Origin of the sequence: Kribbella sp. NPDC050124, assembly GCF_044460355.1 — a bacterium.
Classification (GTDB): Bacteria; Actinomycetota; Actinomycetes; order Propionibacteriales; family Kribbellaceae; genus Kribbella.
In genome coordinates this window covers 1-2,754 of sequence record NZ_JBITJU010000068.1, presented here as the reverse complement: position 1 = coordinate 2,754, position 2,754 = coordinate 1, and the positions used below count along the sequence as shown (strand labels likewise).

The following is a 2,754-nucleotide window of genomic DNA, read 5'->3' as shown; positions in this document are numbered from 1 at the left end:
GTGGTCGAGGCCGCGATCACCGTGACGATCACCGACCCCAACACCGGTGACAAGCGCCGCGAGGAGCACCACTACCGCCTGGTCACCAGCCTGCTGGATCCCGCCGTCGCGTCCGCGTTCGACCTGGTCAGGCTCTACCACGAACGCTGGGGTGCGACACGAGGTCGCACGAGTCGAGTGAGCTACCTGAGGAGGTCGGTGATGTGATGCCGATGGTGTAGTTCCGGGCCAGTGCTCAAGGCCCGTCCCCACTCTGGCATGCGTCGCTGGTGACGGCGGGGTGTGAAGCCCGGAGGGAAAGCCCAAGGGCCCTTGTTCCATCCAGGGGTTACAGGCGAGGGGAAGACCGGACGGGTGAACGTGAGTGAACCCCTGATGATGCTTCGTGATCGTGGGCTCCGCCGATGGGTTGTGTCAGCGGGGTGCAGGACTGGCCGTTGAGAAGCGGCAGACGCCGGCTGGGCACCCAACACCAGCCGGGAGAGCATCGTCGTCCCGGAGTTTAGGGGGCACCCACCCCGGTCGCATCTCGTTCGTGCGGAACGTGGAAACCCCGTTGAGGTCCGGCCTGTCAGCACAGGCCGGTAGGCCGACCGTGAGGAAGGCTCAACTCCCCAACGGGCACAGGATGGCCCAAGAAGCCAATGCCGGTGGGTCGAAAGGCGACGGGAAACCGGGACCGGAGACCAGCGCCTCCGCTGGTGGTCTCGGATAACCGGCCGGATACCGGGCTCTGCCCGGACCCGAAGAGGGTGCTGACGTGGGTCGGGTGGGCCTGTGAGGAAACGACGATCATCAGCGCTGGAACCGAAGGGCAAGTTGGACGCCATCATGGTGAACGGACCGGAGGACGGCCTCCCTGACTGGCAGTCGATCGACTGGCGGCGGGCGGAGGAGGAAGTACGGCGGCTGAGGCAGCGGATCTTCACGGCGTCACAGGCAGGGGACCTGAAGAAGGTCCGCAATCTCCAGAAGTTGCTGCTCCGCTCCCGATCGAACGCGCTGATAGGCGTGCGGCGGGCAACGGAGATCAACGCTGGCCGCAAGACGGCGGGGATCGACGGGCGAGTCGTCGTGCTGCCCCAGAGCAAGGCTGAACTGGCCGACTGGGTGCAGCATCGGGCGGCGCTCTGGAAGCCTTTGCCGGTCAAGCGGGTGTTCATCCCGAAGGCAGGCGGGAAACTGCGCGGCCTCGGAATTCCCGTGATCGCTGACCGGTGTCTTCAAGCCGTGACGCTGAACGCGCTGGAACCCGAGTGGGAGGCACGGTTCGAACCGAGATCCTATGGATTCAGGCCGGGCCGGGGCTGCCATGACGCGATCGGAATGATCTTCTTGGCGGCCAAGGGCAAAAGCCCGAAGCGCCAGTGGATCCTGGACGCGGACCTGGCGGCGGCGTTCGACCGCATCGACCATGATCGGCTCATGGGCTCGGTCGGCTTGTTCCCCGCCCGGGGACTGGTCCGGCGATGGCTCAAGGCTGGAGTGGTCGACCGCGGGAGCTTCGCTCCGACCGAGGAAGGGGTCCCACAGGGCGGGATCATTTCCCCCGTGCTGATGAACGTGGCCTTGCATGGGATGGAGGAGGCAGCCGGGGTCCGCTACCGGACTTCCGGCGCACGGGCCGGTGAACTCGAACCAGGGTCGCCGACCGTGATCAGGTATGCCGACGATCTCGTGGCGCTCTGTCATAGTCATGACGAGGCCGAACGAGTCAAGGAGCGGCTCGCCGCGTGGCTCAAACCCAGGGGTTTGGTCTTCAACGAGGACAAGACGCGCATCGCGCACCTCGATGAGGGCTGCGACTTTCTGGGTTTCACCGTTCGCCGCTACCACGGCATGCTTCTGATCAAGCCGTCCAAGACGGCCGTGAAGCGGATCAAGGCGAGGCTCACCGCTGAAGTGAAGGCTCTGCGGGGTCAGAACGCGGCGGCGGTTATAGCCAAGCTCAACCCCATCATCCGGGGCTGGGCCGCCTACTACCGGGGAGTGGTCTCCAGCGAGGTGTTCGCCTCGCTGGACGACCACATGTGGAAACTGCTCTATAAATGGGCCAGATTCACGCATCCGAACAAGCCGAAGCGCTGGATGACAGCGAGGTACTTCGGCCGGTTCAACCCGGCCAGGCAGGACAGGTGGGTCTTCGGCGACCGCGATACCGGCCGCTACCTCACCAAGTTCGGCTGGACAAAGATCGTCAGGCACCAGTTGGTCAGCAAGGGCGCGTCGGTGGACGATCCTGCGCTGACCGAGTACTGGGCCCTTCGGAGGCGGAAGAACAAGCCCCCGCTCGGCTCGTCCCGGCTGCAACTGCTCCAACAGCAGCAAGGACGATGCGCACTCTGCGGAGACCTTCTCCTGCACGCCGACCGGCAGCCGCGAAGCCCTCAGGACTGGGAACAGTGGCTACGGGCGACCAGGATCGCGATGCGCGCCAACGCGCTCATCCTCGACCAGGCCGCAAGGCAACATGACGACCGATCCGTCCTCCACCTGGTACATGCCCACTGCCACCGCCGAGGCAACGGCAGAGGACGGCAGGAACCGGGAACGCAGACCGCCAACGCGCCTTCAAGGCCTGCTTGAGCCGGATGCGGTTAACGCCGCCCGTCCGGTTCTGAGGGGGCCCCGGCGCAGCAATGCGCCGGGGCTACCCGACAGATCGAGACCTCCTACCTCGAACTGAAGTCCACGATGCTCGCCGGCAGGGTCCTGCGCGGCCAACACCCCGACGCGGTCATTCAAGAGACCTGG

2 protein-coding genes are annotated in these 2,754 nt (G+C 65.6%); both read left to right on the top strand.

Annotation, left to right across the window (positions count from 1 at the left end):
- Positions 1 to 207, top strand: a 207-nt coding sequence (locus ACIBL3_RS47205) for a hypothetical protein (RefSeq protein ID WP_396360616.1), incomplete at its 5' end; no start/stop codon positions are given.
- Between the two features lie 570 nt (positions 208 to 777).
- Positions 778 to 2,586: a group II intron reverse transcriptase/maturase gene (ltrA, locus tag ACIBL3_RS47200; protein WP_396360615.1), complete on the top strand. Its 1,809-nt coding sequence runs from the start codon at positions 778 to 780 to the stop codon at positions 2,584 to 2,586.
- Positions 2,587 to 2,754: the final 168 nt, after the last annotated feature.